The organism is Kouleothrix sp. 19917, from assembly GCF_057073505.1.
In genome coordinates this window covers 4,670,851-4,696,117 of the sequence record NZ_CP097099.1, presented here as the reverse complement: position 1 = coordinate 4,696,117, position 25,267 = coordinate 4,670,851, and the positions used below count along the sequence as shown (strand labels likewise).

Genomic DNA, 25,267 nt, shown 5'->3' with positions numbered 1-25,267 from the left:
GCTTTCAGCGCGGGGGTTAGGGTATGGGGGTTAGGGAATGGGGATTGTGATGCGCAACTTGCCAACCTGCAACCGACGAAGGGCGTATTGCATACGCCCAGACCGACAGACCGACGAAGGGCGTATTGCATACGCCCACTCGTTTTGCCCGAAAATGGTACCAAACCCCTACTGCCCCCCGGTTGACGACTTGCGCGATCATGCCTACACTAAGCGGGAGCAAACTGAGGAGCAGCTATGAAACTTTCCCCGGAAAAAGTTGAGCAACTCGCCGCCGCGCTGGTCGACCAGCTTGCCGAGATCGACGGCGTGCTGTTTCAGGGCGACGATGGGCAGATCCGCATGGCCGCGCAGCAGATCATCACCGACGAGCTGATGGTCGAAGAGAACCTCGATGCCGAGATTCACAAGATGCTGCAAGCCTACAAATATGAAATAACCATGGGGCGCATGAACTACGACGAGCTGTTCAAGAAAACCAAGCAGCGCCTGGTGAAAGAGCGCAAGCTGACCTTGTAATGGGCTTGTGCATCTTCTTCCCGGCGGCACTGCGCCGTTCGCTGGCTCGCGCATAGGGGCGGGCCAGCTCTCCACCGGGTTCTTCTTATGCGCTCGCGATACGCCCCACGCCAGGGCATTGTCATCGCTCGCAGCGCCATTCAAATCAAATATGCTGGGTGATGGGGGGGAGTTCTGCGTACACACGGCGCAGCGGGCCAGCGGCTGGCATCGTTGCGTGGCGCGGGTGTCGCTGCAGTTTGAGAACTGCTGCAGAGTGTTTGGCGGCATCGGCGCAATTGAAGTACATATTTCGAGACGAATATATGGTTTCTGAGCTATACGTTTTGATCGTCGACCAGAATGCAGGCGATATTGAGCACTTTCTCGAATTGCTCGCACAAGCCGGCTGCGACTGCCACCCCACGGTTGTGCATACCCTCGCCAATTTTCAGGCAACGCTCGCGCGCGAACCTTTCGACCTCGTGCTGTGCGATTACAGCCTGCCCGATTTCAATGGCCTGCAGGCGCTGCGTGAGGTGCGCGAGCGCGATGCCGACCTGCCTTTTATTCTGATTGCAAACGGGCTGGGCGAAGAAAAAGTCGTGGAGTGCTTCAAGGCGGGTTTGACCGACTATGTCGCCAAAGCACAGCTGCACCGCCTGGGCAGGGTTGCCGCCCGCGCCCTGCGTGCCCGCCGCGAGCAGCAGCAGCGCCAGCAGGCCGAGGAAGCACTGCGCCGCGCCGAAGCGCGCTACCGCGACCTGTTCGAAAACGCCAACGACATGATCTACACGCGCGACCTGAACGGCTGCTTTACGTCGGTCAACAGCCGTGGCGAGCGCCTGACAGGCTACGCTGCCGAAGAGTTTCTGCATATGCACGTGGGCGACCTGTTTGCGCCCGAATATCTGCACCTCTGCGCCGAAGAGCTGCTGCGCGCCCGCTCCGAAGCCGAGCTGGCCATTCCCGAAGAGCTGGAGTTCGTCACCAAAACTGGCGAGCGCGTGTGGGTCGAAGTCAGCTCGCGCCTGATCTTCGAGGATGGCGAGCCAGTGGGCGTACAGGGCATTGCGCGCGACATCAGCGAGCGCCAGCGCGCCCGGCAAGAACGCAAGCGCCTGGAGCACCAGCTGCTGCAATCGCAAAAGCTTGAGTCGATTGGCACGCTGGCGGGCGGCATTGCGCACGATTTCAACAACATGCTCACCGTGATCATGGGCAATGTGCAGATGGTGCTGGAAAACAACCCGCCCAGCTCGGCCGACCACCCGCTGCTCAGCCAGATCGAGCAGGCCGCCGTGCACGCCACCGAGCTTACCCGCCACCTGCTGACCTTCAGCCGCCGCCAGCCAATCGAGCGCCGCCTGATCGACCTGAACGGCACCATTCGCGATCTGCTGCGCATGCTGATGCGGATTATTGGCGAAGATGTGGCAATCGATCTGGCGCTCGCGCCCGAGCTGCCGCGCATTCTGGCCGACCCGGCGCAGATCCAGCAGGTGCTGATGAACCTGGCCGTGAATGCGCGCGACGCCATGCCCGGTGGCGGGCGGCTTCAGCTCACCACCGACACGGTGCGGCTGCCGGCGCGGGCGGGTGGCTTTGTTCCTGTGATCGAAGAAGGATGCTTCGTGCGCCTAACGGTTCGCGACACAGGCGTGGGCATTGATGCCGCCACGCAGCTGCGCATCTTCGAGCCGTTCTTCACCACCAAAGAGCAGGATCGCGGCACCGGGCTGGGGCTTTCGGTGGTGTATGGCATTGTGCAGCAGCACGACGGCGCGATTGGCGTGGAAAGCGTGCCCGGCCACGGCGCGACCTTTACGATTGTGCTGCCCTTGCCCAGCGCGCCCGAGGTGGCAGAAGCTGCGCCGCCGCCAGTGCAGGTGCGCGGTGGCACCGAGACCATTCTGGTGGCGGAAGACGACCCGGCGCTGCGGCGGATGGTCGCGGCGATGCTGGAGCGCCTGGGCTACACCGTGATCCAGGCCGAAGATGGCTTGGAGGCGTTGCAATGCTTTCAGGCCAACCCGTTGCGGATTGATTTGGCGCTGCTCGATCTTGTGATGCCCCACTTCAGCGGGCGCGATACCTTCAAACACATGCGCAACCTGCGGCCCGAACTGCGCGCTTTGTTCGTCACGGGCTACGGCGAGTCGCTGCCGCACCAGCAGGTGCGCGAAGAAGCGCCAGACGGCACGCTGCTGCTGTATAAGCCCTACCGGCTCGAGGTGCTCAGCGCGCATGTGCGCGAACTGCTCGATCAGCGCGGCTGAGCCGGGGTTTTGCCACTTTCGCGCATCAGCAGAATCAGCGCGTGGTCGCGCCAGAACAGCATCCAGCGCACCGTAAAATATACCAGCCGATACAGCCGCCCGCGCCGCACAAAGTCGTAATCGACCAGCACCACGCGAGCGGGCGTTTCGGCGGTGCGCATCAGGTTGTGCGAGCGCAGGAGGTTGCGCTGCGCCACAAAGCTCCACACGCGCCGGGGCAGGTTCGCCAGGCGCTTTTGCTTGGCGCGCTCGTCGCTGCTGGCGCTGGTGCGGCCATACAGGTCGGGCATGCTGCCGGTGGCGCGAAAGAATTCCAGCGAGCGGCGAATAATGTCGCGCAGCTCGGCGGCGATGTGGGCGCGCTCCTCGCTGCTCATTCCCGCGTAATCGAGCGCGAACAGCGGCTGCGCGCCGGCCAGAAATTCCTGAAGAACCAGCACCTGAATGCGGCCGTCGGTGTCGCGCGCGACGATGTAGTGGCTGGCGATGGTGTGGCGCGGGCCGAGGCAGCGGGTGTAGCGCTCGGCGGCATCGCGCATGGCGCGGGCGTGCGCAAGCGCGCTGGGCAGCGTGTTGCCCAGGTCGCACTTCAGCTTCACGACATAACGCTGGTCGTCGGTGCGGTAGACCTCGGTTTCGTTGCCGCCAGCAATTCGTTCCAGCACGTGGTCGTGGTCGATAGCAGCAAACACCTCGTTCGCGTAGCTGATCATGCCTCTCCCGCCTCGTTATTGCCTGCCTGCATCATACGACGCACAATCGTGGCATGTGGTTGCGGCAAATGCCTTTCGCCCAAGCCTATGAGTCTATGATCCACAGATTTCGCAGAACCGAAGAACCAAGAACCGCAGAACCGCAGAACCAGCAACTACCAGGGAAAAGCTTCGTTGCGCATCGTAACCCCAATCCCTAACCCCTAACCCCTAACCCCTGCGCGTTCACGCGCACTAGGTCTTGCGCGCAAGCATGCCGACGTACAGCGCTTCGTGCTGCCGCGCAATCGCGTCCCAGCCGAACTGCTGCGCCAGCACCGCTCCGTTCGCTTCAAGCCGCGTGCGCAGCGCCATGTCGGCCAGCACGCGCCGTATTGCGCTTGCCAGCGCGGGCGCGTCGCCGGGCGGGATGAGCAGCACGTTTTCGCCGTCGGCGAGCTCGGGCGTGGGCGTGGCGGGCCGGGTGGTGACGACTGGGCGGCCGTGGGCCAGCGCCGCCAGCAGGCTGCCGCGCCGAAACGATGCGCCGTCGGCAAAGGGCAGCGCCACCACGTCGGCCGCCAGCAAGTGCGCCGACACTTCGGCGGGCGGGCAGTGCCCCGTGATCGTCACGCGCGGCTTGAGGCCCGTGGCGGCAATTGCCTGCTGGATCGAAGCGGCGTAGGTGCGGTCGGCGGGGGCTGTGGCCGCGCCGCCCACCACCAGCAGGCGCGTATAATCGGGCAGCTGCGGCAGCGCCGCCAGCAGCGTGTCGAGCCCTTTGCTGCGCGACATCAGGCCGAAAAACGCGATCAGCGGCCCTTCGGCGGCTACGCCCAGGCGCGCCCGCCACGCTGCCCGCTCGAAATCGGGCGGCGGCGCAACCTCGATGTTGCTGCCAATTGGGATGATCGTCGCGGGCCGGCGTGTCATGTCGGCGGCGGTGGCGAGGTCGGCGCTGTTGGTGAGCACCAGAGCATCCGCGCCAGCCAGCAGGGCCGTCGTTACCCAGCGCCGCGCCGGGCCAGCTTTTGGGAAGAGGTAGGGTGGCAGCAGGTCGTGCGCGGTGACGGCGATGCGTGGGCGTTGTGCCTGTGCGCGCAGGCGCCAGGGCAGGAAATTGATTGCCGGGCGCATGGCAAACGCGCCGGTCTGGTACTGGATGTGCAGGACATCGGGCCGGGTTTCCGCCAGCGCGCGCCGTAGCGCCGGCCACGAGGCCCAGCCCCAGCCACGCGCCGGGGCAATCGGCTGGGGCGCGCGCTCGGCTGCGGCGAGGTCGTAGCGCAGCAGCTGCCCGCCCTGAATAGTGAGCACCAGGCTGCCGTGCCCGAGCGCGGCCAATGCCACGCCAAGCGCCCGCGTGTAATCGCCAATGCCGCCGGGCTGTGGGGGATATTCGCCGCTGAGAAGCGCAATTCGCATGGATTTACTGCCGCCTGGGCCACGTTGCAGCACTAGGTCAAAGTCCTAAAATCAATCCACAGAGTATGCAGATTACGCAGATGAGAGACCTCATATCTGTGTAATCTGCGTACTCTGTGGATTGCTCTCGTTTCCCATGCGGCCTTTGAAATGGCGCGCTGGCTATTCCATATCGGCGCAGGATGTGTTAGAATCGTCGATCCAGCAGCTGTTCGGTGAGCCCGCGAATCGTGCCGATTGTGGCCGCTTCGCCATCCGCAGCATCGAGCGCGGCCAGTGCTTGCCGATGGTAGTGCTCGGCCACGCCAGCCGTGTAGCCGCGTGAGCCCGTCTGGTCGAGCGCGTCGAGCATGGTGCGCACGTCGGCGTCGCCAACCTCGGGCTTGCGGTAGCACTGCGCGATTGGGCCGTCGCTGCCGGTGGCCTGGATCGCGTGAATCACTGGCAGGCTGAGCTTGCGGCGGTACAGATCGGCCGCGAACGGCTTGCCGGTAAGCTCGGGGTCGCCCCAGATTCCCAGCACATCATCCTGCACCTGGAAGGCCAGCCCCAGGCTCTCGCCGTACTCGTAAAAGGCGCGGGCGGTGCCGGCAGAAGCCCCGCCAACAATCGCGCCCAGGCCAGCGGCTGCCGCAATCAGCGCGGCGGTTTTGCGGCTGATCATCGCCAGGTAGTCGCTCTCGCTGATCGCCAGGTTGCCCTCGTAGCTGATGTCGAGAAACTGGCCTTCGCAGATCGTCAGGATGGTCTGGTCGAAGCGTTTGAGCACTTCGAGCGCGACTGCCGGCAGCACGCCCGCGTCGCTCAGGCCATGGAGCGCCAGGTGCGCCACGGTGAACAGGCCATCGCCGGTGTTGATACCCTGTGGCAGGCCCCACAGCTTCCAGACGGTCGGGCGGCCGCGGCGCAGGTCGCTATTGTCTTCGATGTCGTCGTGGATGAGCGAGAAATCGTGGACGAGCTGGATGCCTGCCGCCAGCGGCAGGGCCTGGCGCTCGTCGCCGCCAGCGGCGCGGCAGGCCAGCAATGCGAGGTAGGGGCGCAGGAGCTTGCCGGGGTCGACATCCGCCGGGGCCAGCTGTTCGTCGCGCCAGCCAAGCTGATACTGCTGCATTGCATAGAACTGCGCGACACGCGTTTCGGCGGCGGGGAAAGCTGCGCGCATAGCTGCCTGGATCTGCGCGCGAATTTCAGGATGTGTCATCGTTTATTCCGATAATACTATTGAAAATAGTAACACGTTTGGCAATTGGGTGATGAATAAATGTATAAATAGAGAAGCTGCTTTTCGTGTATGCATACTGTATAGTATGACAAAACGTTGTAATCTTCCAGTAATCTTATGTAACCGCCTAGTAATCAAATACTCTTGTTGTTAGAGCAGTAAACTAATACACTACATACGCGGGCCGCAAATAAACGCAACACTTCGTACACAAGGTTGTACTCGGCGCTCAGCACAGTGTCAGTGTCGACAGCGCGCAACCAAACAAACACGCAACACAAACGGCGGACACGCCATTTGAAAGGAGACCTCCGATGCCCCTCAACATGCGCTTCCGTTTCAGCCCAACGAAGGACGGCCTTGTCAAAGTGCTGGGTCCGCTGGAAACCGACATTATGCAGATCATCTGGCAGGATGAGCGCAGCACCGTGAAGAAAGTGCACCGCAAGCTCTCGCAGCAGCGCGACATTGCCTACACCACCGTGATGACGACCATGAGCCGCCTGGCCGAGAAGGGCGTGCTGAACCGCCACCGCGAGGGCCTGGCCTATGTTTACACGCCTGCCATCACCGAAGACGATTTTGTGACGATGGTGGTGCAGCAGGTGCTCGATGGCCTGCTGGACGACTACAGCGAGACGGCGATCGACTACATGGTCGATTACCTGGCCCGCCGCAACCCGAGCGAGCTGCGCCGCCTGCAGAAAGCTCTGCAGGCCCGCGTCGCCGCTTGAAGAGAGCCGGACCCTGAATAGAACCAGGAACCGAGAACCAGCTCCATTCAAAAGGTTCTCAGTTCTTGGTTCTAGGCCAGCTCGCCCCACAGGTCGTATTCCAGCGGCTGCGTCACGCGCATCGGCACCAGACTGCCCACCGGCGCGGTGCCCCACGCAAACACCTGGCCGTCGACCTCGGGGGCATCGCGGAACGAGCGCCCGACCACCAGCGGCGCGCCATCCTCGGATGTTCCCTGCCCTTCCACCAGCATCGAAAGCATGCGGCCCTGCCAGCGGCGGTTGCGCGCCAGCGAAATGCCCTGCTGAAGCTGCATGACCTCATGCCAGCGCCGGTCGGTCACGCGCTCGCGCACCTGGCCGGGCAGCGTGGCGGCGTGCGTTCCGGGCTCCTGCGAGTAGCGGAACACGCCCACGCGGTCGAGCTGCACTTCTTCCAGGAAGGCCAGCAGCGCCTTGAACTCTTCGCGGGTTTCGCCCGGAAAGCCGACAATAAAGGTCGAGCGCAGCGCAATATCGGGCATGGCCGCGCGCAGATCGCGCAGAATGCCTTTGGTGCGGTCGGTATCCGGCGGGCGGCGCATGCGGCGCAGTGTCTCGGGGTGGGCGTGCTGCAATGGCATGTCGAGGTAGGCGCAGATCTGCGGGTGCGCGGCCATGGTCGCGATCAGCTTTTCGCTGATGCCGTGCGGGTAGGCGTACATCAGGCGCACCCACATGTCGCGCGGCAGCACCCCGCACAGTTCCTCCAGCAGCGTCGCCAGCCCATCCTTCAGCTTCAGGTCGCGCCCATAGTCGGTCAGGTGCTGCGCAACCAGCACGATCTCCTTCACGCCCTGCGCGGCCAGCTCCTGCGCCTCGCCCAAAATCGCGCCCATCGCCTTGGAGCGCATGTCGCCCTTGAACGAGGGAATGGTGCAGAAGGCGCAGCGCAGATTGCAGCCATCCGAAATCTTCAGGTAGGCCGACGGCCCGCCGGCATGGCGGCGAATCGGCGCGGTGCGCCAGTCGGCATATTCGCCGGGCACAACCAGATCGTCAGATTCGAAGACAGGGAGGCTAGGAGACAAGGCAATCGTTGAAGACGGTGCCTGGAGCGGGCTGGCTGTCAGCGGAATAATATCGCTAAAGCCGCCAGACGTTTTTCGCGTCTCCGTGTCTCCGTGTCTCCGTGTTTCCGTAACCCCAACAATATCGCCAATCTTCATCCACTCGCGCGTGCTCAGGATCGCATCGACGCCGGGAACCGCGCCGACCAGCGCGCCATGGCTCTCGGCCATGCAGCCAGCGGCGATCAGCTGCTGGCCGCTGGTTTTGCTGGCGGCCATGTCGCGCAGCACATCCAGCGTTTCGTCGCGCGCGGCGGCGATAAAGCTGCAGGTATTCACAATCACAACATCGGCGTCGGCTGGCGCGGTGACGGCGGTATGGCCCTGCGCGGCGAGAATGCCACCCATGCCTTCGCTATCGACCGAGTTTTTGGGGCAACCCAGGGTAATGATATGGTATTTCATAATGTTGAGTTTTGAGTTTTGAATGTTGAGTTAGCACGAACTCAAAATGGAAAACTCAGAACCGAAAACCTCTAGCGATAATTAGTAAACTGGAGCGCCACGGCGAATTCGTCCTGGTGCTCTTTCACGAGTTTGATCACGGCTTGCAGATCGTCGCGGCTTTTGCTGCCGATGCGCAGCGCATCGCCCTGGATGCGCGGCTGCACCTTCGGGAAGCTGTCGCGAATGAGCTTTTGCAGCTTTTTCGCCACGTCGTCGGGGATGCCTTGCTGCAAAGTCGCCACCTGCCGCACGCGCAGGCCGCCGATCTCTTCCACCGTGCCCCACTTGAAGATTTTCAGCGACAGGTTGCGCCGCAGGGCTTTGGTTTCGAGAATATCGCGCACCGCATCGACGTGCATTTCCGCGCCCGAGGTAATCGTCAGTTCTTTCTCGCTCAGGTCGATATCGGTCTTGCTGTCTTTCAGGTCGTAGCGTGTGCGAACATCGCGCTGGGCCTGATCGACGGCGTTCACCAGCTCCTGGCGGTCGAACTCCGAGACAATATCAAAGGTGCTTTCAGCAGGCATAGCTAACCCCCACATCGCGGCACGCGCCGCGCAAACCGCGCCAGTATACCATAAAAAACAGGGAGCTTGCGCTCCCTGCTGTGCGTTTCGCGTTGTGAGGGCGTTTAGCGCGGCGGCCAGGAGAAGGTCACGACGTCGCCGGGGGCAGCGGTGCAGCACTGTTTCTGCCCGTTCACCACCACCGAAACCACCGCCGCATTGCCGGCACGCACCCAGAAATCGCGCTGGGCCTTGTAGGCGGGCAGCGACTGGCCCGCGCCGAGCACCTTGCGGAAGACCGTCTGCCCATCCACGCGGATTTCGAGCCACGAGCCAGGGCCGCCGTTCGGGTCGATGCTGACCTCGGCGACGATTGGCGCGCTGGGGTCGACCGTCGGGCTGGCGGTTGGCGCGTTCAGCGGCACGCCACCGGCGGCACCGCTCACCTCGGTGGGCGCGAGCGCAACGGCTGGCGCATCGGTGGGGCGCGGCGCAGACGTGGGCAGCGGCGGGGGCGTGGGTGCCTGCGTGGGAGCCTGGGCCACGGGCGTTTGCGAGCCCTGGCCGACGACATTCAGCGTGCTGAGCGCAAGGTAGCTCGCGCCAATCAGCACCAGCACCACAAAAAATACACCAAAGAAGCTCGGCACCATCATGCTGCGCACGCGTGGCGCGGATGTCACCGGCACTACGCGAATCGGCTCGCTGAGGCCGCGCTCATGGCGGTACATATCAATCAGCTCGTCGGCTGGAATATTCAGATATTCGGCATAATTGCGAAGGAAACCGCGGGCATACACATCACCGGGGAGATGCTGAAATTCGCCATCTTCGAGGGCGACAATGTACCGCTGGAGAATGCGCGTCTCGACAGATGCCTGTGAAATGCTGATACCCTGGCTTTCGCGGGCTTCGCGCAACCGCTCGCCAAGCTGGCTCATAACTCTTGCCCTTTAATGGGCCAATGCCCGATACACTTTTTTAACAACTCATACACTTGGCGCGATTATACCATACATGCTGCGGCGCTTTGTTCCGTGCAGGTTACGGCATGCTTTCGATGCGATGAATGGAATTTGATATATGAATCTGCACTTTCGCATACAATACTGCCAGAACGTATGTTTGATAGGAGATTTTCGATGCAGCTTCACGATGTGCGCGCGCGCCTGCTGGCGCTGCCCGGCGCAACGCCAACCTACCCGTTCGGCCCGCAGCCGCTGGTGGTGAAAGTGATGGGGAAAATGTTCGCGCTGCTGGATGAAACCGGCGAGCCGCTGAGTGTTTCGCTGAAGTGCGAGCCGGCGCACGCCCAGTTTCTGCGCGACAGCTTCCCCGCCGTCACGCCCGGCTACCACCTGAACAAGCAGCACTGGAACACGGTGCTGCTGGATGGCAGCATCCCCGCCGAGGGCATCCAGTCGATGATCGAGGAATCGTACCGGCTGGTGGTGGCGGGCCTGAGCCGCGCGGCGCGCGCGCAGCTGGGCGGGGATGCGTAATCTCTATGTCAGTTTGCAGTCAGCAGGACGCAGAAGGCAGTTGCATTTCCCCTCTCCATCGCGTTGACAACTTTGTGCATCGATTTTGGCGCGCAGCGCCAAAATCGATGCACACTTAATCGTAAAGTACCGCTCTGCCGAAGGCTAAAAACGCCGACTGCGTACGTCGTATCGATAGGAACACTCCGATGCCACCGTTTGCCTTATTGCTGCTGCTGGCGGCGGCGCTGGTGCACGCCGGCTGGAACCTGCTGGTGAAGCAGGCGCGTGAGAAGGATGTATTTCTGTGGTGGGCATGGCTGGCAGGCAGCCTGGCTGGCGCGGCGCTGCTGCCCTTCCTGCCCGCGCTGCCACGGGCGGTCTGGCCGTATGTGCTGGCAAGCGGTCTGGCCGAAGCGGGCTATTCGCTGGCGCTGACGCGTGCCTACGCGCTGGGCGATTTTTCACAGGTCTACCCGCTGGCGCGCGGCACTGCCCCGGCGCTGCTGGCGCTCTGGGCGGCGCTGCTGCTGGGCGAGCGCCCGACCGTGGCGGGGCTGCTGGGGCTGGCGCTGTTGCTGCTGGGCTTGATGACGGTGGGCGGGCTGTTTGGGCGTGCGCGCCAGCCGGTGCGGGGCGCGGCAGTGCTGGCGGCGCTGGGCGTGGCGCTGGCGATCTCGATCTACTCGGTGATTGACGGCGCGGCGGTGCAGCTGGCCGCGCCACTGCCCTATACCATTGCGGTCTTCCTGGTCACGGTGCTGGCGCTCACGCCAGTGATGCTGCGGCGCTACCCGCCTGCGACGCTGGCGGCAGAGTGGCGCGCAAACTGGCCGCGCATTCTGGTGACGGGCGGGCTGGTTCTGCTGGGCTATGCGATGGTGCTGGCGGCCTACAGCGCCGGGCGCGTAAGCTATGCGGGCGCAATTCGCGAGGTAAGCGTGGTGTTCGCCGCGCTGATCGGCTGGCGCTGGCTGGGCGAGGACTTTGGCCGCACGCGCATCATTGGCGCGCTGCTGATTTTCGCCGGCATTCTGGTGATTGCGGCGGCGGGGTGAGGGGGTGGGTTACAAGTTTGAATGTTGAATGTTGAGTTAGCGGTCATGGGTTACAAGTTTGAATGTTGAATGTTGAATGTTGAGTTAGCGGTCATGGGTTACAAGTTTGAATGTTGAATGTTGAATGTTGAGTTAGCGGTCAGTGGTGGGCACAGATACGGCGTTGTAAATAGCGTCCTGAGTAGGCCGAAGGCCGTATCGAAGGGCGCGGCTGAGCAGCACCCCTCGATACGGCCTTCGGCCTACTCGGGATGCCATACTTTTGTCTTCCAGATCCTCTGCTCCTCCGTCGTTTGTCATTCGTCGGTCGTCGGTCGTCGGTCATCCCAATCGTAAATCGTAAATCCAAAATCTCCGTGCCTCTGTGTCTCTGTGGTGATCTTTCGGTCGTCGGTCGTCGGTCGTTGGTCGTCCCAATCGAAAATCGTAAATCGTAAATCCAAAATCTCCGTGCGTCTGTGTCTCTGTGGTGAATTATTTGTTCGTCGGTTCGCCTGCCAAATTCTTCTGCTGGCTACGTTCTTTCATGCAAACGTACAACCTAACGTCGCGGAGGAAAGACATGGCTGCTACGAAAAAAGCGCTGGTGCTCTCGGGCGGGGGTGGGCGCGGCGCATACCATATAGGCGTGCTCGAGGCGCTGGTCGCGGCTGGCTGGATGGAAGACGGCAAAGGGCCAGATATTATTGCTGGCACCTCGATTGGTGCGATCAATGCTGCCGCGCTGGCCTCGGGCCTGACGGTGGCGCAGCTCCGGCGGCGCTGGCTGGGCATGCACACCGAAGAAGTCCACCGCCTGTCGGGCGACCTGCCCGCCGTTTCGCGCCCGCTGCTGCGCTTTCTGCTGCGCAGCGTGCTTACCTCCGAGGCGCACGGCGGCGCGCGCGACACCCTGCCCCCCTCCGAGCGCGACATGAGCGCGGAAGGCTTGTTCAGCCGCCTGGGCGCGCTGTTTCACGGCCGCCCGTTCCGCAGCCTGCTCGATACCACGCCCTGGCGCAGAACGCTTGGGAAGTGGATGGATTTTGCGCGCATCAACAGCGCCGACGCGCCCGCCCTGCTGCTGGCCGCCACCGAGCTGCAAAGCGGCGCGCTGCGCGTGTTCTGTAACCGCCCGCTGGAAGGCCGCCCCGCCGACACAATCGCGCTCGACCACCTGATGGCCTCGTCGAGCATCCCGATTGTGTACCCCTGGACGGCAATTGGCGACGGCAAGTACTGGGATGGCGCGGTGCTGGCGAACACGCCACTAGAGCCGGTGATCGATCTGGCTGGCGACGACGATGTGGATATTCTGGTGGTGATGATGACGCCCTGGAACGCCGACCCCGACGCCATGCGGCTGCAAACTCGCCAGATGCCGCAAGATCTTGTGCAGGCGCTGTCGCTGACGCTCGACTGGGCGCTGCTGGCGTCGTACCGCGTGGCCTTCGAGGCCATCGAGCATCGCAATCGCCTGGCTGCCGCCGCCGACAAGCTGGCGCGTGCTGCCGAGCAGCTGGGCGATGCCTCGCTGCGCCTGGAGGGCGCGGTGCCGCGCCCAATCGCCCCACCGACGGTGATCGCACCCGAGGCACTCATGCCCCTCGACTGGATCATCGACTATGAGACGGCCAACCACGAGGCGCTGTTCGCCATGGGCCGTGCCGACGCCGAGCGCGCTCTCGCCGTGCGGAAAGGGTGAGTAGATATTAACCGCAAAGAGCGCAAAGGACGCGAAGGGCTGTGAGGGTGCAGGTTTGAAGGTTGCAAGTTTGAAAGTTTGAAGGTTGCAGGTTTGAAGGTTCCGTGGTCTGGGCGTATAGCAATACGCCCTTTGCTGGTTCTGCGGTTGTGTGCCTCGTCTTGCCTCCCACTCTCGCGTCTCCTCGTCTCGTGTCTCCCTGTTGGCCGCCCCTGGTGTATACTAGCGCCACATTCACACAGAAGAAGGCGCTCGTATGCACATCGACCTGCAGATCCACACGATTGCCACGCCCCACCACGCCAGCTGGGCACCCGAGCCGCTGGCGCAGCACGCCGCCGAGCTGGGTTTGCGCGCCATTGCAGCAACCGATCATAACAGCACTGCGAGCGTGGCCGCGCTCGTGGCGGCCGGGCAGCGCGCTGGCGTTGGCGTCGTGCCGGGCGTTGAGATCGACAGCGGCTTTGGCGGCAAGCTCTGGCACACGCTGATCTACGGCGCAGCGCCCGACGCGCCCGCATTGCTCGAACTGTGCGAATCGGTGTTCACGCGCAACGCCGCCGACGCCGTGGCCTTGCAGGGCGAGCTGGCCGCGCGTGGCTTTCCCATCACTGGGCTCGACGCGCTGGGCCGCCTGCCGAACGTCGCCGACGTGGGCACGGCGCTGGCCCGCCAGCACGCGCTGCCCTCGCGCCAGCCCGGCGAAGACGACGAGAGCGCGGGCATGCGCTATATCCTCACGCATGTGCCTGGCGGCTACCAGCCAGTTGGTGTGGACGAAGTGATTGCCGTGGCGCACCAGCTCGGTGGCGTGGCGGTGCTGGCGCACCCTGGCCGCTCCAAGGGCATCTACGCCATTCCCGCCACCGAAAGCGACCTTGCCGCCATGACCGAGGCCGGGCTGGATGGCCTGGAGGCATTCTATCCCAGCCATAGTGAGGATCAGCGCGCGTTCTACCGCGACGTGGCCCAGCGCCTGGGCCTGCTTGTCACGGGCGGCTCGGACTCGCACGGGCCGCAGCAGCCGCTGGCGCAGTGGCCGGCCGAGTGGTGCGCGGCCTTTCTGGAGCGGATGGGCGTGTGAGCGGGCGCGTGGGCGGTGTTAGCCTGATGAAATGCAGAACCGACGAAGGGTGTATTGCTATACGCCCAGAATGACACCCATATGAGGGTTTTGGGTCTGGGGTTTTGGGATTGGGCCTTCAAACCTGCCAACCTGCAACTCGCAAACCTCCTACGCCCGTATCTCGTTGAGGCAGGCGCGAATGGCTTCGGCAACAATGAACGATGGCTCGTCTTCATCTTCCTCCGGCCAGCGCATACGGTTTTTGGCGAGGCCAAAGCTAAACTTCCGCGCCGGGTCGGCAAAGCCCAGCGAGCCGCCGTTGCCCGCATGCCCAAACTCACTCCCGCCGCGTCCCATCGCAATATCGCCGCCCTGCTCGGGGTTGCCGCCAAGCGCATAGCCAAGCGCGCGGCGTCGTGGCATGCCCGAGCGGGCATCGGGCGCGTCGGTTTGCAGGGCGCGGATGCGCTTGCACCGTTCGACGGAAAGGATGCGTACCCCATCCAGCGCACCGTCCTGCGCCAGCATCGCGTAGTGGCGGGCAATTGCGCGGGCGTTCATAATCCCGCCGCCGCCCGGGATCGACGCGCGGCGGAAATCGGGCCGATTGACGACCGCAGCAGAAGTGAGGTGCGGCGGCATCACCCGCAGCGAGAGCGGGTTGGTCTCGGGTTCGGATGGCGCTTCCACCAGCGGCGCGACGCGACTTTCCACAGCCTCGGGAATGCCCAGGTAGAAATCCGTAATTCCCAGCGGCTGGCAGAGTTCTTCGCGCGCAAACTGCGCAATTGGCCGGCCATCGATTCGCCGCACAAGCTCGCCAATGATCCACCCGAAAGTCCATGCGTGGTAGCAAACCGTCGTGCCCGGCTGCCACAGCGGTGTAAGCGACGCAATCGCCGCGCACATCGCCTCCCAGTCGGTCATCATCTCGGGGGTAGCATCATCGGGCATCTGCGGCACGCCCGCCCGGTGGGTGAGCGCATCGCGCACGGTTGCGGCTTCTTTGCCGTATGCGCCGAACTCGGGCCAGTAGCGCGCAATCGGCGCGTCGTAGTCGACGCGCCCGCGATCGGCAAGAATATGCAGGCAGGTTGCAACAAAGCCCTTGGTTGTCGACCAGGAAGTAAACAGCGTATCGCCATCAACCGGCTGCCCGCTCGCCTGGTTCGCAACGCCGCTCCACGCATCAACCGCAAGCTCGCCATTGACATATGCCGCGACCTGTAAGCCAATTTCGTTGCCCGAATCGACAAGGTCGTCGATCACCTGCTGCACGCGCCCCTGGAGCGTGGAATTCATCTCAACCTCCTTTGGTACAGCGCCACCTGCGCGAAGTCGGTACGCGTACCTGCAACCCTTGCCGGCTGACTATATCACGTTTTCGCCTGCTTGATGCGTTTGCGGCGGTGTGCGCCCGCTCAGGGGAGCAGGCGTGGCCGCAATATCCGAAAAGATTTGCCCGCCAACAACATTACGCACTATTTTCAAAAAATAGTGCGTAGTGCGTAAGCCTCGGCATACGGTGTGCATTTGGCAGGGCTTTGCACAAGTAGAGTGTTTTGCAGAACAATTGACCACTCATGCACTGGCAAGAAACACGTTGGAGCGCGGAAAATGCACCTGCCGACTGCCTCCTGCTATAGGGCAGAGAAAGCCTCGCTGCGCATCCAATCCCTAACCCACAACCCCTGCGCGGTCACGCGCACCAGGCTACTTTTTCCCGTTGTCGTTCTTGTTGTCGTCGCCGCCGCCGCCGCCATGGCCGCTGTTGTCGTTGTTTTTGTCATCGCCGCCACCGCCGCCGCCGCCACCGCCGCTGCCACTGTTGTCGCCATTTCCGCCGCCGCCGCCGCTGTTGTCATTGCCATTGTTGTTGCCGTTGTCGTCGCTGCCACCGCCGCCACTGTTGTCATTGCCATTGTTGTTGCCGTCGCCGCCGCCGCTGCCGCTGTTGTCGCGCTCGATGCGCCGGGCCACAACGCGGCCGTCGGTGTAGCGCAGCGCCCGCACTTTGACGCGCGTGCCGATGTTGATCGTGTCGCGGATCTCGGTGCTGCCGTCGATCTCGACGATCTGGCCGCTGATCTGCCAGGTGCTGCCAATGCGCTCGACGGTGCCGCTGAATTCGAACTCGGTGGGCGGGGCGGGCGCTGCCGTGGGCGGCACCGGGCTGGGCGGAACTGGCGTGGGTGGCACCGGGCTGGGTGGCACAGGCGTTGCGCTTGGCAGCGGAACACTGGTTGCGGTTGGAACGATTGGTGTGCTGCTGGGCAGCAGCGGCGCTTTGGTGCTGGCCTGCTCGCTTGGCTCGGCCAATGGCGTGGCCGTGGCGGCGAGGGCCGTTGGCGTGGCAATCGCCGCAGGCTGTGTGGGTGTCGCGACCGCGGTTGCCGTGCTCACCAGGTTTGGTGTTGCAGTTGGCGCTGGCACGCTGACCACGTCTATTGTAATAAATGAAGCAGCCACCTGCCCGCCACTTGTGATGCCCTGCACCTCGGCGCGCGCGCCCACCGCCGGCGTGCCGGTGATCGACGTGGCGGCGTTCAGGCCCACCGGGATGCCCGCCACGAGCCACTGCCCTGGCGTGAGCGACTCGATCGCGCCGGTGAAGCGCACCTCGGCCTCGCGCCCGCTGCTGAGCAGGGCGCGCACTTCGTCGCGGCGGCGCTGATCGAAGCTGGCCGCCAGCGCGGCTTTGTCGCCCTGTGGCGCGAGCAGCAGGCCGGCGGTTTCGACTGCGCGTTTGACCGAGTAGAGCGCGCTGCCGGGCAGGGCCTGCTGCGAAGCCGCCGCCGCGCCGCCCGCCATAAACAGCACCACCAGCACGGCCGCGAGGCTCGCAACCAGCCGCGAGGGCAACCAGCGCGGGCGGCGCGCCTGCTGATCGCGCAGCTCGGCGGCCTGGTTGAGGAAAGCGCGGCGCGAAGCCCGCTGCGCGCCTGGGTCGGGATCGGCGGGCAGGCGCTGGATCAGGCCAACGGTTTCGAGCATGGGGCGCAGGCGGGTGGCATCTTCGGGGAAGCGCGCCAGAATGCGCTCGATCGGCTCACCTTCGTCGATCAGCGTCAGGCACTCGATCAGTTTTCGTTCAAGCTGCGCGTCCATCATTCGGCCGTTTCTGGCATGAGTTTGCGGGCCAGCGCCGCGATTGCGCGCGCCTGCAATTGTTTCACTGCGCCCTCGGTTTTGCCGATCGTGCGGGCCACTTCCTGAATCGGCAGTTCGCGGCCAAAACGCAGCGCAATGACATGCTGCTGCTCGTCGGTCAGGTCGCCAATCGCGTCGCGCAGGTCCGAGCGCGTGAGCGCGGCTTCGGCCAGCTCGGCAGGGCCGGCGGCGCGGCTTGGCATGGTTTCGTCGAGCGCCACCTGCGGGGCGCGGTAGCGCTTGCGCATATGGTCGGCGACGACGTTGGCGGCGACTCCATAGAGCCAGCCGCGCAGGGTGCTTTCGGGCGGGTTGCGCTGGCGCAGCGAGCTGAGAAAACGCGTAAAGACCTCGCTCGTCAGGTCTTCGGCAACATCTCGGTCGCTTACGCGAAAGCTAATGTATCGGAACAATGGCCCGTAATATGCGTCGTGGATCTGGGCCAGCGCGTCGGTATCAAATTGTCGTGCGCGCTTGAGCAGCGCAGCTTCGTCCAGCACGGTTGCTATCTTTCAGCAGGCTAATCGGCATGTGGGCGTTGGCGACGGCCTGTTCGGGTGTGCCAAGTATACCAGGAAAGTGTGAGTGCCAGCACCTTCCCCGCGCGTGGCAGGGAAGGTGCCGGGCTGGGTGTGTTCCCGATATATCACCGCTCTGGTTGAGTCTACGTAGCACCGTACACGTTTGTGCTTACCGTGTTACTTCTTGCCGCCGCCGCCGCCACCGCCGCTGTTGCCGCCGTGGTCGTCGTTTTTGTCGTGGTTGGCGCCGTCGTCGTTGCCGCCACCGCCAGTGTTGCCGCCCTTGTCGTCGTTTTTGTCGTGATTCGCGCCGTCGTCGTTGCCGCCGCCGCCAGTGTTGCCGCCCTTGTCGTCGTTCTGGTCGTGGTTGGCGCCGTCGTCGTTGCCGCCGCCGCCGCTGTTGCCGCCCTTGTCGTCGTTCTGGTCGTGGTTCGCGCCGTCGTCCGCGCCATTGCCGCCATTGCCGTGGTCGTCGTTCTGGTCGTGGTTCGCGCCGTCATCCGCGCCATTGCCGCCATTGCCGTGGTCGTCGTTCTGGTCGTGGTTCGCGCCGTCGTCTGCGCCATTGCCCTGCGGGCCAGGCGTGGGGTTCGCGTCGGCGGGCGCGGTGGTCAGCAGGCGAATCTCGCGCGCCACCAGGCCATTCGCGGTCACGGTCGCTTCAACCTGCACAATCGCATTCAGCACAATCGTGCCTTTAATCTCGGTCGCGCCGGTGATTGCAGCGGTGCGCTTGCCAACCGTTATGGAGGAACCGCTATAGGCCATCACATGCCCGGCGAACTTCACCTCGGTGTCGGCCGTAACCGTCGGCACAGCGGGCGCGCTGACCGTGGGCAGCGGTGTTGCGGTCGCGTCGCTGGTGGGCTCGGGGCTGGCGTCAGCCGTAGGCTCGCTGGTTGCGTCGCTGGTGGGCTCGGGGCTGGCGTCAGCTGTGGGCTCGGCAGTTGCGTCGCTGGTTGGCTCGGGGCTGGCGTCAGCGGTTGCCGCTGCGGTGGGCGTGCCATCGTCGCTGGTTGGGCTTGGGATGGCCGTGGGCGTGCCTTGCTGGGCCTGCACCACCTGGCCACAGGCAGAAAGGGCCAGACCAAGGACGGCGATCAGCGCCAGCATGGCGAAACGAGCGGAACGGATTGCAGATGACATGCGCGATATCATAGGGAAGCTCCTTTGTCCTGTTTTTATGCTATTCCATCGGCGCCACACCTACAGTCGCAAACCCTGCGAAAAAGTAACGGGCGAATTTCGCGCGTTTTGAAAATTCGGCCCTGGCCGTCTGGGACGCCATCGCCGCCGATCATCCGCTATAATGCAGGCGCAAAGTTTCTCGCACATTATCAGGAAAGCGATGCGGAATTATGCGCAGATACTCTGCATTGTAATCGTGAAACCCTATACCCTATTCCCTAAACCCTGCGCTGAAAGCGTATTCGTGAGGTCGCCATGCTTGCCGAATCAATCGAAATCGAGATCGCCGCGCTGGCCGGGCGCTATGGCGCGCCGCTGCGCGTGGTGCAGCCGCTCACCGGCGGCCTGTTCGACCCGCTGTTTATGCGCGACCGCTATGGCGAGGTGTGCATGGTGGTGCGCCGGCCCGACGGCACGCTGATCACGGCGATCAAAACCTTCTACCCGGCCGGCGCGTTTCGCCTGCTTACCGGCGGCGTGCATTTCGGCGAAGCAATTGCCGACGCGCTCGTGCGCGAGGTGGCCGAGGAAACCGGGCTGGATGTAGCGGTGCGCCGCTTTCTGGCCGTGATCGAGTACGAGCTGCCCGCGCTGGCGGGCAAGCGCTTCGCCACCTTCGCGTTTCTGCTGGATGAGCTTGGCGGCGAGCTGGTGGTGAGCGACCCCGACGAGCGGATTGGCGCGTTTCGCTTTTTGCGAGTGGACGAGCTGCCCGCGCAGGCCGAAACGCTGGCCAGCGTGCCCGACACCAGCGACGACGAGGTGCAGGGCTCGTGGGCCGATTGGGGCCGCTTTCGCGCCGTGGTGCATCGCGTGGTGTACACCGCACTGACGCAGCCGGCCTAAAGAGTGCCAGGAACCGAGAACTGAAAACCGTAAAACCTAACAGTGAGCAGGGAGCCATGCTCGGTAACTTGCAACGTTCAAACGTGTGAACCTGCAACCTGCCAACCTGCAACCTGCAACCTGCCAACCTGCAATCTGCCAACCTGCACAATCTGCGTAATCTGTGGATATATCGTCCTACTCAAGGAACAAACCTGTGACAGAACACAATCCGCTCCTGCGCTACAGAAGCCAGCTGCGCTACGACGCCGCGCGTGGCATCCTGGCCGCGCTCGACCCACACGCCTTGCCCGCCGCGCAGTGGGCCGAGTTCAGCGCGCCCGAGCCGCTGGCCGAAGCGCTGAGCGCGGGCCTGGGCGGCGAAGCTGCGCGCTTTCTGGTTGGCTACGGCCTGGCGCTGGCCGCGCACCACTGGGCTGCCCGCCCCTCCGAAGCGCGCCGCGCCGCGATCATCCAGGCCGGCGCGTGGCTGCGTAATGCCCTGCCAGCCGACGCGCGCGCAGCCGCCCTGATCGACGCGGCGCTGGCGCGTGCCGACGCGGCAATCCTTGCCGGGAACAGTGCCGAAGCCGCGCTGGTGGAATTTGCTGACGCCGACGTGGCCCGCGCCGACCGTGCCGCCGAGCGCTGCGGGCGCATTGCCGCCGGCCTGCTCGACGAGCACGACGCAGTTGCGTGCGGGGGACATGCTGGCCCGGCGCTGGCCTGGGCGCTTGTTGCCGCCCGCGCCGAAGGCAAGCAGCCCACGCTTGTGTTCCAAACCAACCACGCCTGGGCGGCGGCGCTGGCCGCGCAGCTTGGTGTCGCAACTGCCCAAACTGGCGCGACGATCTGCATGCTCACTGCCGCGCGCATCGCCCGCGACGGCAGCGCCGCCGTGCGCCCCGGCGATGGCGCGGTGCTGCTGGAAGCGCGCCAAAACGGCCTGCCCTGCTACCTGCTCAGCACCGACGGCCCCGACCCCGATAGTGCCAGCGCCGCACAGCTCGCGCCCGCCGAGGTGGTCGCGCCCGCGCAGATCAGCGCAATCATCACCCACCGCGGCATCTACCGCCCCGAAATGATCGAGCGCTTTCTGGGCGAAGGCGACGCCCCGCTCGACGTCATCCCGCTCGGCTAGCGGCGCAGCAGCCCGCCCAGGCTGGCCGCAAGCTGCCCGGCCAGCAGCAGCGCGCCAAGCCCGAAACACAGCCAGCTCCAGCGGCGCAGCGGCCCACGCGCCATGCGCGCACAGGCCCACAGCAGCCCGGCCAGCGCCAGCGGCACCAGCACGCAGGCCGCCAGCGCAACCGCGCCCAGCGCCCCTTCGGTTTCCAGCGCGCCGCCCGCGCCGAGCCACGGCAGCGTTGCCAGCGCCGCAAAGCCCAGCGCCCGCAGCCGCAGCCCGTCGGCTACGGTGGCCCAGGCCGCCCGCACAAACGCAAAAGGAAAAAAAGAGCGCGTGCCGGTTTCGGGCGCGGGTGCCGGCAGATCGGGGACGTGCGCCGGTTCTAACCCCGCCGCCGATGCAGAGGTCTGCTGCGCTGCAAACGGCCCCAGCCCGAGCAGTGGCGGCAGTGCTGCGATCAGCCCCAGCGCGCCAAGCCAGCGTAATACCTGCACCTCGGGCGGGCGCGGCGCACCTGGCCCCCGCATCATTGGCAGCAGGTCGAAGGTACCGGCGGCCGTGGCCAGCGCCAGCCCTGCCAGCGCCAGCAGGAGTAGCCCATTCAGCTCGGCAGCCAATCGGCGGATGCCCGCCGCGCGCGTGGCCGGGTCGGCGGCGCGCAGGAGCATGCGCAGCGCCAGCAGCTGTGGCCACTCCAGCAGCGCCACAATCACCAGCAGGTCAACGCCGCGCCCGAGCGGGCGGGCAAACGGCAGCGGCAAGAGCGCCAGCGCCAGCCAGGGCAGGGCGGCGGCATGGAGTGGCAGCCGGAAGGCCGGGCGGGTGTCGCCGCGCCAGAGGAGCGCCGCCAGCAGCACGGCAGCCATGCCGCCGGGGTACACAAACAAACGCGCCCAGGCCAGCCCAATCAGCCCGATCAGCTCACCTGGGCTCATCGCCCGCGCCTTTCGTGGAGGCTGGCGCGCCCAGCAGCAAGCCAAGCCAGGGCACGTGTTCACGCAGTTCGGCAATTGCGGCGGCGCTGGTTTGCGTTTCTTCTGTGGCTGGCGCGGCAGGGTATAAGCGCGTTAGGAGCGCCAGCAGCGCCAGTATCACCAGCAGCAGCAGCGCCGCCGCAAGCACAGGCCAGCTTGCCACCGGCGTTTGCGCGGCGTCGGTGGCGGCCAGCCCAACCCACGGCCAGGTACCGAAATCGCCATAGGGCGACAAGCCGTCGGCAAGCTGCCCCGCCACCGGCGCGAGCAAGGCGCGCACCAGCAGCGGCGCGCCAACGCCCAGCCCAAGGCTGGCAGCACCCAGCGCGCGCCCGCCCGGCTGCGCCCCCCACACAGCCCAGCCAAGCCCGGCCAGCAGCGCGGCCAGCCACAGCAGCCCGGCCAGCACGCCCGCGCCGCCCGCCATGCTTGCGCCAATCAGCATCCAGCCCGCCACAAAAGCTGCGCTGAAGGGGTGCGCGCCTGCCCCGGCACTGCGCTGTTCGCCCGCGAGCAGCACGGCGTAGCATAATAGCGCGTAACACGCAGCAATAATCCCCGCGCTGCTGCCAAGCCCAACGCCTGCAAGCGCGCCAGCCAGCACCGCCACGCTGCGCAAAGCCGCCCGCCGCAACAAACGCGGTTCGGCCAGTGCGGCAAGCGCGCACCAGCCGGCCAGTACCCCGCCAAGCAGCAGCGCCGCCAGGCTCCAGCCAATCTGCCATTCGCCCAAACTGTAGAGCCTAACCAGTGGATACAGCCAGGCCGGCGCGAATGCGCGCGCTGCACGTGGCGCGCGGCCGGGCAGCAGCGCCAGCAAGGCCATCAGCGTGCCAGCCAACGTGCACCAGAAAGCTGCGTTCACCAGCGCGCCACCAGGGTTTGCGTCTGTGTAGCGCACAATGCCACGCGCAAAAAGCGCGCTGTAGCCGAGGAAGATGCATACGCCCGCGCCCACCCACAACGGGCGAGCGCGCCAGCTGCTTGCCTGAGGCGTCCGTGCAAAACCCAAACTGGCCAGCAGCAAGGCCAGAGAAATAAAAAGTATAAAAGAAGTTAATACGCTTAGCAATAAGCATGCCACGGAAAGAAAGAGTGTTGGATGCTCGTTGCCCTTATTTTGCCAAAATGCTGTACTAAACCCGAGAATGATGATGGCAAACAACCAGGCGCTTAAGGCATCGATGCGAAACAGCCCATACTCAAACGGAGCACCACGCACATACCAGCACAGAGCTAAAGCCAGCAACACCAGTATGCCAGGAAATACCATGCGATATTGCCGTTTTAGCCTATCCCAATGCGGCATTGATCACTCACTGTATGGCTGGGTTTTGCGCCATCGTAGGCGTGAACGGTGATATTGTCAACATCCTGAAAATGTGCTGCACAAGGCCGCGCTAAAAAATTTGTTATCTTCAAATCGCGTGGTAAGCGCAGAAGAACGCTGCTATTCGCCCGCATACGAGCGGCATATTTCGCGTCCAGTAGTGATACATCATGTAATAATATGATGAATAAAATGTCATATTCACCTGCAAAGCATTCCATTGAAGGGGTCTGTATGACATGATATAATAGCTTCATCGAAAAGGCTCCAAGTGAACAATAGTTTTGGCCAGGCAGCCCCGGCGCTGAACCACAACTGGCATTTGCGGCGATTTCAGTACGGCGGGGACGCGGTGCACTTAGGGAGAGCAAGATGAAACGCGCGATCGTATCGGTGTTCAAACCACATGGTGAAGGGCTGCGCCAGCTGTTCGGCTCGCTTGAAGCCGACATTATGGCGCTGATCTGGGAACGGCAAAACGCATCGGCGCGCGATATTTTCGAGGGCCTGCGCGATCAGGGGCAGCGCCTTTCGTATGGCGCAACAAAAACGGTGCTCGACCGGCTGGTGAAGAAGCAGGTGCTGGTGCGCATGCTTGATGGTAATCAGTATATTTACCATGCTCGCCTGAATCGCGAAGAGTTCACCAACTCGGCCATCCGCGAAATCCTCGACGGCCTGTTCTCAGGGTTTGGCACACCAGTCTATGCGCAGTTCCTCGATCAAATGCAGGAAGCCGATCCTGAGCAGATCGATGCGCTTACGCAGATGATCAACGAGGCCGAGAAAAAGAAACCCAAAGCCGAATAAGCCAACGTTATAAACGTATCCCCGAATGCTACAGGCAACGGAGGCCGGCAATTATGGGTACTGACGTTATTCCTTACGATCCGTATCACCCGCATTTGGCCTATACGCTCGTGATTGCGTGTATTGCCTGGGGCGGCGTTACGCTGTATAGTCGCTGGTTTCTTACGCACGCGCCTCGGCTGCGGGTGCTGCTGTATGCGCTTGTTATTGGCTTGCCACTTTTTGGCGAGGGTCTGGGCTATCTGGTCAACCTCATTCGCCCCGCGCCCGAAACGCCATTAGGCTACCTGCTGACGCATTTTCACGCATACTATCTCCAGCGCCTGCCAATCGATTCATTTCTTTCACCCACGGTCGAAGAAACCCTGGTTGTGATGCTGAGCGGCCTGGCCGTGATTTCGATCGCGCGTTTTATTATTGGCACGCGCCGGCTTGATCGCGCGCTCAGCACCACCACACTGCTGGCCGAAACGCCCTACACACGTGTGATGAACCGCATGCTCTCGGTGGTTGACCCGCACTACGGTGCCTTGCCGCCAATCTATGTGTGCGATCTTTCGGTGCAGCTGGCATTCACAACGGGTATCGCCCGCCAGCGCATCTATGTGTCGTCGGCCCTGCTCGACTCGCTCACCACCGACGAGGCGGTGGCTGTGCTGTGCCACGAGTGGGCGCACGTGCAGCGGCGCGATATTTTGTGGAATACGGCAGTGCGCTTGCTGCGCGATGTCCTGTGGTTCCTGCCCAGCAGCCATACTGCCTGGCAGGCCATGGCAGCCAGCCAGGACGAAGCCTGCGATGCCCTGGCCGCGCGCATGACGCGCCAGCCCCTGGTGCTGGCGCGGGCACTTGTGAAGGTTGCAGCCAGCAAGCAGAATACTTCTCTTCCTGCGCTTTCCACTGCGAATATGTTCGCGCGGGCCGGCCATACGCCGCGCACGCGGGTGGAACAAATGATCCGGCTAAGCCAGCCATCCGGCCGGCCGGGCCGGGCCTCGGTTGTCGGTGCGGTAATGTTGGGAATGCTGTTGCTGGTCGCTGCTATGCTGCCAGCACTGCTTGGGTCGTAGCTGAGGTTTCAAGGCACATCGCGTTCGATGTGCTGGTGATACGCATCGTCTTGCTAATCTCTGTAT

Annotated in this window: 23 protein-coding genes; 11 read left to right on the top strand and 12 right to left on the bottom strand. The window is 63.9% G+C overall.

The genetic code is table 11. From position 1 onward, the window contains the following. The first annotated feature begins 237 nt into the window (after positions 1–237). Together M1P90_RS19085 and M1P90_RS19080 are read left to right on the top strand one after the other, a co-directional pair. On the top strand, positions 238–519 hold the full coding sequence (locus M1P90_RS19085) for a DUF507 family protein (RefSeq protein ID WP_483696881.1): 282 nt from the start codon (positions 238–240) through the stop codon (positions 517–519). Positions 520–824: 305 nt separating this feature from the next. Then, positions 825–2,777 carry a hybrid sensor histidine kinase/response regulator gene (locus M1P90_RS19080; protein ID WP_483696880.1) on the top strand — a complete coding sequence of 651 codons (1,953 nt, stop codon included), beginning with the start codon at positions 825–827 and terminating at the stop codon, positions 2,775–2,777. On the opposite strand, the gene M1P90_RS19075 is transcribed toward M1P90_RS19080, so the two are convergent. The 3 genes from M1P90_RS19075 to M1P90_RS19065 form a co-directional block, all read right to left on the bottom strand. After that, entirely contained in the window at positions 2,765–3,490 is a 726-nt protein-coding gene (locus tag M1P90_RS19075) for a hypothetical protein (RefSeq protein ID WP_483696879.1), read from the bottom strand. The genes M1P90_RS19080 and M1P90_RS19075 overlap by 13 nt on opposite strands. A gap of 234 nt (positions 3,491–3,724) precedes the next feature. Continuing rightward, positions 3,725–4,894, bottom strand: a complete 1,170-nt coding sequence (locus M1P90_RS19070; RefSeq protein WP_483696878.1) for a glycosyltransferase family 4 protein — start codon at positions 4,892–4,894, stop codon at positions 3,725–3,727. Positions 4,895–5,081: 187 nt separating this feature from the next. Then, positions 5,082–6,098 carry a polyprenyl synthetase family protein gene (locus M1P90_RS19065; RefSeq protein WP_483696877.1) on the bottom strand — a complete coding sequence of 339 codons (1,017 nt, stop codon included), beginning with the start codon at positions 6,096–6,098 and terminating at the stop codon, positions 5,082–5,084. Positions 6,099–6,433: 335 nt separating this feature from the next. Here M1P90_RS19065 and M1P90_RS19060 point away from each other — a divergent pair, with 335 nt between their 5' ends. Continuing rightward, positions 6,434–6,853 (top strand): BlaI/MecI/CopY family transcriptional regulator, encoded by a 420-nt coding sequence (locus tag M1P90_RS19060; protein ID WP_409569095.1) that lies wholly within the window; start codon positions 6,434–6,436, stop codon positions 6,851–6,853. A gap of 71 nt (positions 6,854–6,924) precedes the next feature. Here M1P90_RS19060 and rimO read toward each other — a convergent pair whose 3' ends face one another. The 3 genes from rimO to M1P90_RS19045 form a co-directional block, all read right to left on the bottom strand. Continuing rightward, positions 6,925–8,367, bottom strand: a complete 1,443-nt coding sequence (rimO, locus tag M1P90_RS19055; protein WP_483696876.1) for a 30S ribosomal protein S12 methylthiotransferase RimO — start codon at positions 8,365–8,367, stop codon at positions 6,925–6,927. A 71-nt stretch (positions 8,368–8,438) separates the two neighbouring features. Beyond that, positions 8,439–8,936 carry a YajQ family cyclic di-GMP-binding protein gene (locus M1P90_RS19050; protein WP_483696875.1) on the bottom strand — a complete coding sequence of 166 codons (498 nt, stop codon included), beginning with the start codon at positions 8,934–8,936 and terminating at the stop codon, positions 8,439–8,441. 104 nt (positions 8,937–9,040) lie between these two features. After that, positions 9,041–9,856, bottom strand: a complete 816-nt coding sequence (locus tag M1P90_RS19045) for a helix-turn-helix domain-containing protein (RefSeq protein ID WP_483696874.1) — start codon at positions 9,854–9,856, stop codon at positions 9,041–9,043. A gap of 201 nt (positions 9,857–10,057) precedes the next feature. On the opposite strand from M1P90_RS19045, the gene M1P90_RS19040 reads away from it, so the two are divergent. From M1P90_RS19040 to M1P90_RS19025, 4 genes are all read left to right on the top strand, one after another. Further along, on the top strand, positions 10,058–10,417 hold the full coding sequence (locus M1P90_RS19040) for an MmcQ/YjbR family DNA-binding protein (protein WP_483696873.1): 360 nt from the start codon (positions 10,058–10,060) through the stop codon (positions 10,415–10,417). Between the two features lie 188 nt (positions 10,418–10,605). After that, complete coding sequence (locus M1P90_RS19035; protein WP_483696872.1) at positions 10,606–11,454, top strand: EamA family transporter; 849 nt, start codon at positions 10,606–10,608, stop codon at positions 11,452–11,454. A gap of 562 nt (positions 11,455–12,016) precedes the next feature. Next, positions 12,017–13,138 (top strand): patatin-like phospholipase family protein, encoded by a 1,122-nt coding sequence (locus tag M1P90_RS19030; protein WP_483696871.1) that lies wholly within the window; start codon positions 12,017–12,019, stop codon positions 13,136–13,138. A 256-nt stretch (positions 13,139–13,394) separates the two neighbouring features. Next, positions 13,395–14,222, top strand: coding sequence for a PHP domain-containing protein (locus tag M1P90_RS19025; RefSeq protein WP_483696870.1), 828 nt, complete (start codon positions 13,395–13,397; stop codon positions 14,220–14,222). Positions 14,223–14,372: 150 nt separating this feature from the next. Here M1P90_RS19025 and M1P90_RS19020 read toward each other — a convergent pair whose 3' ends face one another. The 4 genes from M1P90_RS19020 to M1P90_RS19005 form a co-directional block, all read right to left on the bottom strand. Next, positions 14,373–15,506 (bottom strand): serine hydrolase domain-containing protein, encoded by a 1,134-nt coding sequence (locus tag M1P90_RS19020; RefSeq protein WP_483696869.1) that lies wholly within the window; start codon positions 15,504–15,506, stop codon positions 14,373–14,375. Positions 15,507–15,917: 411 nt separating this feature from the next. Beyond that, positions 15,918–17,315 carry a DUF5666 domain-containing protein gene (locus tag M1P90_RS19015; RefSeq protein ID WP_483696868.1) on the bottom strand — a complete coding sequence of 466 codons (1,398 nt, stop codon included), beginning with the start codon at positions 17,313–17,315 and terminating at the stop codon, positions 15,918–15,920. After that, positions 17,312–17,854, bottom strand: coding sequence for a sigma-70 family RNA polymerase sigma factor (locus M1P90_RS19010; RefSeq protein WP_483696867.1), 543 nt, complete (start codon positions 17,852–17,854; stop codon positions 17,312–17,314). The genes M1P90_RS19015 and M1P90_RS19010 overlap by 4 nt, the downstream gene beginning before the upstream one ends. Positions 17,855–18,052: 198 nt before the next feature. Beyond that, a complete protein-coding gene (locus M1P90_RS19005; protein ID WP_483696866.1) occupies positions 18,053–19,021 on the bottom strand; it encodes a DUF5666 domain-containing protein in 969 nt (322 codons plus the stop codon). A gap of 297 nt (positions 19,022–19,318) precedes the next feature. Here M1P90_RS19005 and M1P90_RS19000 point away from each other — a divergent pair, with 297 nt between their 5' ends. Both M1P90_RS19000 and M1P90_RS18995 read left to right on the top strand, forming a co-directional pair. Next, positions 19,319–19,909: an NUDIX domain-containing protein gene (locus M1P90_RS19000; protein ID WP_483696865.1), complete on the top strand. Its 591-nt coding sequence runs from the start codon at positions 19,319–19,321 to the stop codon at positions 19,907–19,909. A 196-nt stretch (positions 19,910–20,105) separates the two neighbouring features. Then, positions 20,106–21,029 carry a hypothetical protein gene (locus M1P90_RS18995; RefSeq protein ID WP_483696864.1) on the top strand — a complete coding sequence of 308 codons (924 nt, stop codon included), beginning with the start codon at positions 20,106–20,108 and terminating at the stop codon, positions 21,027–21,029. On the opposite strand, the gene M1P90_RS18990 is transcribed toward M1P90_RS18995, so the two are convergent. Both M1P90_RS18990 and M1P90_RS18985 read right to left on the bottom strand, forming a co-directional pair. Next, positions 21,026–21,952, bottom strand: coding sequence for a hypothetical protein (locus tag M1P90_RS18990; RefSeq protein ID WP_483696862.1), 927 nt, complete (start codon positions 21,950–21,952; stop codon positions 21,026–21,028). The genes M1P90_RS18995 and M1P90_RS18990 overlap by 4 nt on opposite strands. Then, positions 21,939–23,003: a hypothetical protein gene (locus M1P90_RS18985; protein ID WP_483696861.1), complete on the bottom strand. Its 1,065-nt coding sequence runs from the start codon at positions 23,001–23,003 to the stop codon at positions 21,939–21,941. Before M1P90_RS18985 ends, M1P90_RS18990 begins: the two co-directional genes overlap by 14 nt. Positions 23,004–23,693: 690 nt before the next feature. On the opposite strand from M1P90_RS18985, the gene M1P90_RS18980 reads away from it, so the two are divergent. Further along, entirely contained in the window at positions 23,694–24,131 is a 438-nt protein-coding gene (locus M1P90_RS18980) for a BlaI/MecI/CopY family transcriptional regulator (RefSeq protein ID WP_483696860.1), read from the top strand. Positions 24,132–24,184: 53 nt separating this feature from the next. Continuing rightward, positions 24,185–25,201, top strand: a complete 1,017-nt coding sequence (locus M1P90_RS18975; RefSeq protein WP_483696859.1) for a M56 family metallopeptidase — start codon at positions 24,185–24,187, stop codon at positions 25,199–25,201. The last annotated feature ends 66 nt before the right edge of the window (positions 25,202–25,267 follow it).